Source organism: Streptosporangium sp. NPDC023963 (assembly GCF_040639135.1).
GTDB lineage: Bacteria > Actinomycetota > Actinomycetes > Streptosporangiales > Streptosporangiaceae > Streptosporangium.
This window is the reverse complement of the sequence record NZ_JBEZZK010000039.1, coordinates 1-4,852: the sequence shown is the minus strand read 5'-3', so window position 1 is coordinate 4,852 and position 4,852 is coordinate 1. Positions and strand designations below refer to the sequence as shown.

Here is a 4,852-nt window from a genome sequence, read left to right as displayed (position 1 = left end):
GAAAGCTACCTCGCCGGGCTCTACCTACGAGGCGCCATCCTATGGATCCGAAGCCTTGACCCCGCCTAAAGATCCGAACTCAGAACAGGCCCTAGTTCCAGCTCTTGCCATGCCGCGCTAGCCGTCACGATCTCAGGAGCACTGATGCACACCTTCAGCGTCGCCGAGAAGAACACCTCCCTGGCCTGGGTCGCCGCCTGCCGGGCCCTGGATGTGAAGACCAATCCGGGACAGAAAGGTTTTCACACCGTGGTCCGCATCGCTGACGCCGCAGCCGAGGACCCGCAGGTGCGGGCCCAGTTCGACCAGGTCCGCGACAAGTACGAATATGCGCCCATCGAAACGGTCGCCAGCACCCTCTTCCCCGCCGGGCTGGCGGCCACCTGCTCCTCCCCCGAGGAACTGGTGCACCGCTATCAGGAGATGTACAAGTCGCTCAAGCGCATCGACCGGCGCAACAGGAGCGGAACCTACTTCGGCCGCATCGTCGCCTACCCCGGCAAGAAAGGCCCGGTCGACCAGCTGACCGCCTTGATCGCCCGCATTCGCTTACAGACCTCCATCAAGGGGCCGATGAGCGCTGCCTACGAGATGGACGTCGCCCACCCCCACGACACCGAACCGGAGGAGGGCGCCTGGTCGACCTCGGTTCACGTCGCCGGCACCGACAACAAGTACCGCGGTTTCCCGTGCTTGAGCCATTGCTCGTTTCAGCTGGATCGCGAGCGCACCTTGCACGCGGTGGCCCTGTATCGCAGCCACTACATGGTGGACCGCGCTTATGGCAACTACCTGGGCCTAGGGCGCCTGCTGGCCTACCTGGCCCAGCAGGCGGGAGTACGTCCGGGCAGCTTGACGGTGGTCGCCGGTCACGCCCAGATCGAGGAGCGCGTCAGGGACATCCGCCCGGTGATTCAGACCCAGATGCAGCTGTCCGTCTGATCAGCGCGACCGCCACCGGGCTCTCACCGGCTGGGGCGCTTAAGCGTTGATCCCCCACTTGGGCGGGAACCACGCGCTCAAGGGGGCGGCATCGGCCCGGTACAGCTGCTTGATGCGGCTGCGCCCGCTGATACCGGCGACCTCCGGGTGCACCACCCGCGCGTACTTGTCGACCTCGCAGAACAGATTTTGGCAGTCGATCAGCTGCAAGGGGCGACCCCGCAGCCCCTCGAACGACAGCCCAAGACGGCCGAAGTGCTCCTGCTGGGTGTCGGCCATGTAGTGGATCACCTCAGTCTCCAGGCCGCCGGCCGCGAGGCCGAAGCATTTGCGGATCCCATCACGGGCCCCTGGGCCCGGGACGACGAAGTCCATCTCCGAGAAGGGCATCTGCGCCGCGTAGTTCAGGTCGATCAGGTACTGGTAGGCCAGGAACGGGCCGATCGCCGGAAAACTCAGCAGCACCTCATACGCCTCGCGCATCGACGCGGACTGCTGCACTCGCTCCGGCGCCTCCTGGTCCATCATCAACGCGATGAGCCGCAGGTGGTTGCTGTGCTTGCGCTGCTCCCCCAGCGCCGGCGGAGGGGTGATGTAGGCCGCCGAATACAGCCGCTCCCCCGCCGCGAACGCCTTCGACAACACGCCGTCCAGAACCTGAAAGTCATATCCGCTCCAGGTCACCTCACCCAGGTGTTTCTCCAGGAGCTGCCAGGTTTTGATCTTGTTGAAGACCTTGAACAACACGGTGCGAAAGAACACCTCCCGCCACTGTTGGTCTCCGCGGTAGGACACCTGGCCGATCAGGTACTGACTGACCCGGTCCGCGGCCCGAAAGCAGTTCGTGAATCGGTGCTGCGCCAGCACCGGATCCTGGCGTGCGGGCGGCGCCTCCTCCCCCAGCCGCGCCAGATACACCTGCTGCCTGGCCGCGGCGAAACGCCAATAGGTGTCGAACACCGGCGTGGGCCGCAGCGTCCGCCCGGCAATGCTCACCGCAGCGGGCGGCTCACAGTCTTGTGTCTGTGGCCGGGACGGGGCTTGCAGCATGCTCACCATGCACGGAATATATATTGAATATAGATCATGGGCAGCGGGAGCGGCGATGAAACTGCTGTGGCGCGCTCGACGTCGCAACACCCTGGTTACCTGGCCCCAAGCCGTCGACGACCGACTTGAGCGACTCGTCGCCGCCGGACTCGCCGCCCACGAGAACGTGAACCGCTCCCAACTCCTCGCCGCCCTCGTGGTCAACGCCGAGGTCTCCCCCGAACACGTCGCCGCCCTGCTCCAGGCATATCGCAGCATGAGCGCCGACGCCCTGGACAACACCTCAGGCTCCGGCACCCCTGAGGACTGGCCGGAGGTCCGCCATCCAGGCCCACGCCGGAACGCACACCGCCCGAAACCGCGACGCGGCGCCCAAAAGGGGGGGAGCGCCGACGACCTCGGGGATTCCTAGAAGTCGAACAGCCTGCTGAGATGGACCAGCCTGCCTTCTCCGTGCCGTCCATGTCGTCGACAGAGACGCCGTCGCTCTCGCCCGAGACGGCTGACCCAAGACCGCGACCTCCTCGCCGTCTTGGAGGAGGCCGAGGAACTACTCATCACGTTCAGCTTGTGGGAGAACAACGGCGACGTTGCCCCCGGCGAGGCCGGGCGCACCGGCCGGCTGCTGGCCCCGGACGGCCGCTACGAGTACATGCCGCTGCGCCTGGCCCTCGTCGAGGCGGCCGACGTCGAGCAGCTGGCCGCCGCGCCCGGGCGAGTGGATGGAGGCCGCCTTGCAGGGAGGTGAGCACGACTGGCGGATCGTCATGCGGATGGCGCAATTGGTCGGGCTGCTGGACTTGGCCGACACCGACGTGACGGACATGCTGCGCGAGCGCCTGGCCGTCGTCGACCCCGGAGCCGACGACGTTCTCACTGCCGAGGAGGAGGCTGCCTACCAACACCCCGTGCTACCAGCCACCGTGATCCGGATCAACGCGATGTGGTCGTTGGGTTCGCCGCTGGCCCGGTCCCTGTACTGGAGAGCTTGGCGACGAGCAGCAGGTGCAAGCCAACGAGACACGCGAGGTTGACCGGCTGGTGGGCAAGGCGATGATAACCATCGGCCCCCTGGTCAGCAAGCCGCGCACTGGAGGGCGGGACATGAACAAGTTCTACGACGTGAGAGGGACATCTACATGAAGGGCGTCTGGACGTCCTTGGGAACTTGGAAAGGAGCTCATCATGGCAGCGTCGGAGCCCTCCGGCCACTTCGTGACACGGCGAGGTGCCATCCTTCTCCTCATCGCCATGCTGGTCGGGACCGGGGCTGGTGTGCTCGCTTGGCTGGCAGCTGGTTCGATCCCCGGAGCTGTGCTGGTCGGAGGCGGCGCGTTCGCGGGCACGATCCCCCTGCTCGACCGGTACGTCGAGTAAACCTAAGCTCCAGGCCCTCACGCCTGGCTGGTCGAGTCCAGCACGACCAGGACATCCCAGACGTCTCGCAGGACGTCTCGGCAGGGGGGCCAGACGTCCCGTTCGGGCGGGAGCGCAACGAGACCGACGTGTGCCTGGCGCGTCGACGGCCGCTGGCACCTGTACGGCTCCGATGGCGGCCTACACGTCCCGGAGTTCGGTTTTCCGCACCTGGATCCGCATACCGAGCGGTGACTTCACCTGAGCGCGACCAAGCGAAGAGCATGCTGATCTCTCTCCATGGCGGTCTCGGTGAACCGGCACCGATTCACCGAGACCGCCGTCGTCTACCTGGTCGTCACGGCGTTATCGGCGTCGGGTAGAGCTCCACCACCCGACAAGGCCGGTTACCACGACGCTGGCCAGCATCATGAGCAGCATGGCCCGCTCCGGCGGGGCCCACACCACCACGGCACCCGCCCCGGTCAGGGCGAAGATGCCCAGGCACCACCACATGATGTGACGGCGGGAGCGAGGGCGGGCAGGATCGGGTGTGGAGGGTGATTCAGGCACGACGTTCGTCCTCCTTGATCAGCGCCGAGCCCTGCGTGACTGGAGATCCGTACAGGGCTCGGCGCTGGCTTCTACGAGATGAACGGGCCGCTCAGCAGCGGTCCGCACCTACTAGCCTCCCGCTCCCTCGAAGCGTTGGGTCCGACGCGATACGCCGCGAAACGACTATTTTTAACGTTGACAACCGTGTGACAAAAATGAATTTTTGAGAGTTCTAACGGGGTAGGGAGAGCTAATAGTAGGTTTCGTGTGACAAGCTGAGTCGCGCGAAGGAGCACCATGACGCGGATCATCCGGATGCCCTCCGAAACTGAACTCCCCAAGGGACCTCATCGGGATTTCGTCGAAGAGCTGCGCCGGTACTACCGGGCGGCAGGCCGCCCTCCGCTGCGTCAGGTCAGTCGGGCGATCGAGGACCACACCGACCTCAAAGAGGTCACGGCAAGCCAGGAGACCGTTCGTCGCATGCTCCGAGGGATGGTGCTGCCTACGGACTGGAACCGCGTGTACGCCGTTTTCTACGTCTTCTGCGAGATGGGCGGCATCGATCCGGAGAGCGACCGGTGGGAGAACGACAACTACCGCGAGGTCGAGAGCAACGGCGACTACCTCAAGCGATTGTGGGACGCCGCACTAGAAGAAACGCCGCATCCTCCCTCAATTCCACGCCCGTCCCGGCCTCAGCAGGTAACACCGGACCTCGGCCGCGATCCCTGGGCAACCGCGTCACCGGTCTCTGACTTCAGCGACGAGCCGCCCTTCTAGGCCCCCTACCGCACTGTGCTGCTTCGCTCGTGATCGACGACATGGTCGCCATGAGCCTCCACACCCTGCGCGGCCCTAGGACCTGTTTTGTGGATCATCTGAGCCAGAGCAGTAGGCAGGCGATGGTCACGGCTGATCGGTAGTGGGCGGCGAGCTTGTCGTAGCG

7 protein-coding genes are annotated in these 4,852 nt (G+C 65.4%); 6 read left to right on the top strand and 1 reads right to left on the bottom strand.

Features of this window, described 5'->3' with window-relative positions; genetic code table 11:
• The first annotated feature begins 144 nt into the window (after positions 1-144).
• Complete coding sequence (locus AB0F88_RS44195; protein ID WP_362698665.1) at positions 145-942, top strand: hypothetical protein; 798 nt, start codon at positions 145-147, stop codon at positions 940-942.
• Between the two features lie 39 nt (positions 943-981).
• Here the strand turns inward: AB0F88_RS44195 and AB0F88_RS44190 are convergent, their stop codons facing one another.
• Entirely contained in the window at positions 982-2,001 is a 1,020-nt protein-coding gene (locus tag AB0F88_RS44190; protein WP_362698662.1) for a nucleotide kinase domain-containing protein, read from the bottom strand.
• A gap of 46 nt (positions 2,002-2,047) precedes the next feature.
• On the opposite strand from AB0F88_RS44190, the gene AB0F88_RS44185 reads away from it, so the two are divergent.
• The 5 genes from AB0F88_RS44185 (at position 2,048) to AB0F88_RS44165 (ending at position 4,686) form a co-directional block, all read left to right on the top strand.
• Entirely contained in the window at positions 2,048-2,404 is a 357-nt protein-coding gene (locus AB0F88_RS44185; protein ID WP_362698659.1) for a hypothetical protein, read from the top strand.
• Positions 2,405-2,560: 156 nt separating this feature from the next.
• On the top strand, positions 2,561-2,740 hold the full coding sequence (locus tag AB0F88_RS44180) for a hypothetical protein (protein WP_362698656.1): 180 nt from the start codon (positions 2,561-2,563) through the stop codon (positions 2,738-2,740).
• Positions 2,715-3,026, top strand: coding sequence for a hypothetical protein (locus AB0F88_RS44175; protein WP_362698653.1), 312 nt, complete (start codon positions 2,715-2,717; stop codon positions 3,024-3,026). The genes AB0F88_RS44180 and AB0F88_RS44175 overlap by 26 nt, the downstream gene beginning before the upstream one ends.
• Before the next feature lie 151 nt (positions 3,027-3,177).
• Complete coding sequence (locus tag AB0F88_RS44170) at positions 3,178-3,369, top strand: hypothetical protein (protein ID WP_362698650.1); 192 nt, start codon at positions 3,178-3,180, stop codon at positions 3,367-3,369.
• A gap of 831 nt (positions 3,370-4,200) precedes the next feature.
• The gene (locus tag AB0F88_RS44165; protein ID WP_362698647.1) at positions 4,201-4,686 is read left to right on the top strand and encodes a hypothetical protein; all 486 of its coding nucleotides are present in this window, start codon (positions 4,201-4,203) and stop codon (positions 4,684-4,686) included.
• Positions 4,687-4,852 lie beyond the last annotated feature (166 nt).

What these genes read in the sequence shown, in the direction of transcription:
- AB0F88_RS44195 (WP_362698665.1), top strand. Translation starts at nt 145, where the DNA reads ATGCACACCTTCAGCGTCGCCGAGAAGAACACCTCCCTGGCCTGGGTC.
- AB0F88_RS44190 (WP_362698662.1), bottom strand. Translation starts at nt 2,001, where the DNA reads ATGGTGAGCATGCTGCAAGCCCCGTCCCGGCCACAGACACAAGACTGT.
- AB0F88_RS44185 (WP_362698659.1), top strand. Translation starts at nt 2,048, where the DNA reads ATGAAACTGCTGTGGCGCGCTCGACGTCGCAACACCCTGGTTACCTGG.
- AB0F88_RS44175 (WP_362698653.1), top strand. Translation starts at nt 2,715, where the DNA reads ATGGAGGCCGCCTTGCAGGGAGGTGAGCACGACTGGCGGATCGTCATG.
- AB0F88_RS44170 (WP_362698650.1), top strand. Translation starts at nt 3,178, where the DNA reads ATGGCAGCGTCGGAGCCCTCCGGCCACTTCGTGACACGGCGAGGTGCC.
- AB0F88_RS44165 (WP_362698647.1), top strand. Translation starts at nt 4,201, where the DNA reads ATGACGCGGATCATCCGGATGCCCTCCGAAACTGAACTCCCCAAGGGA.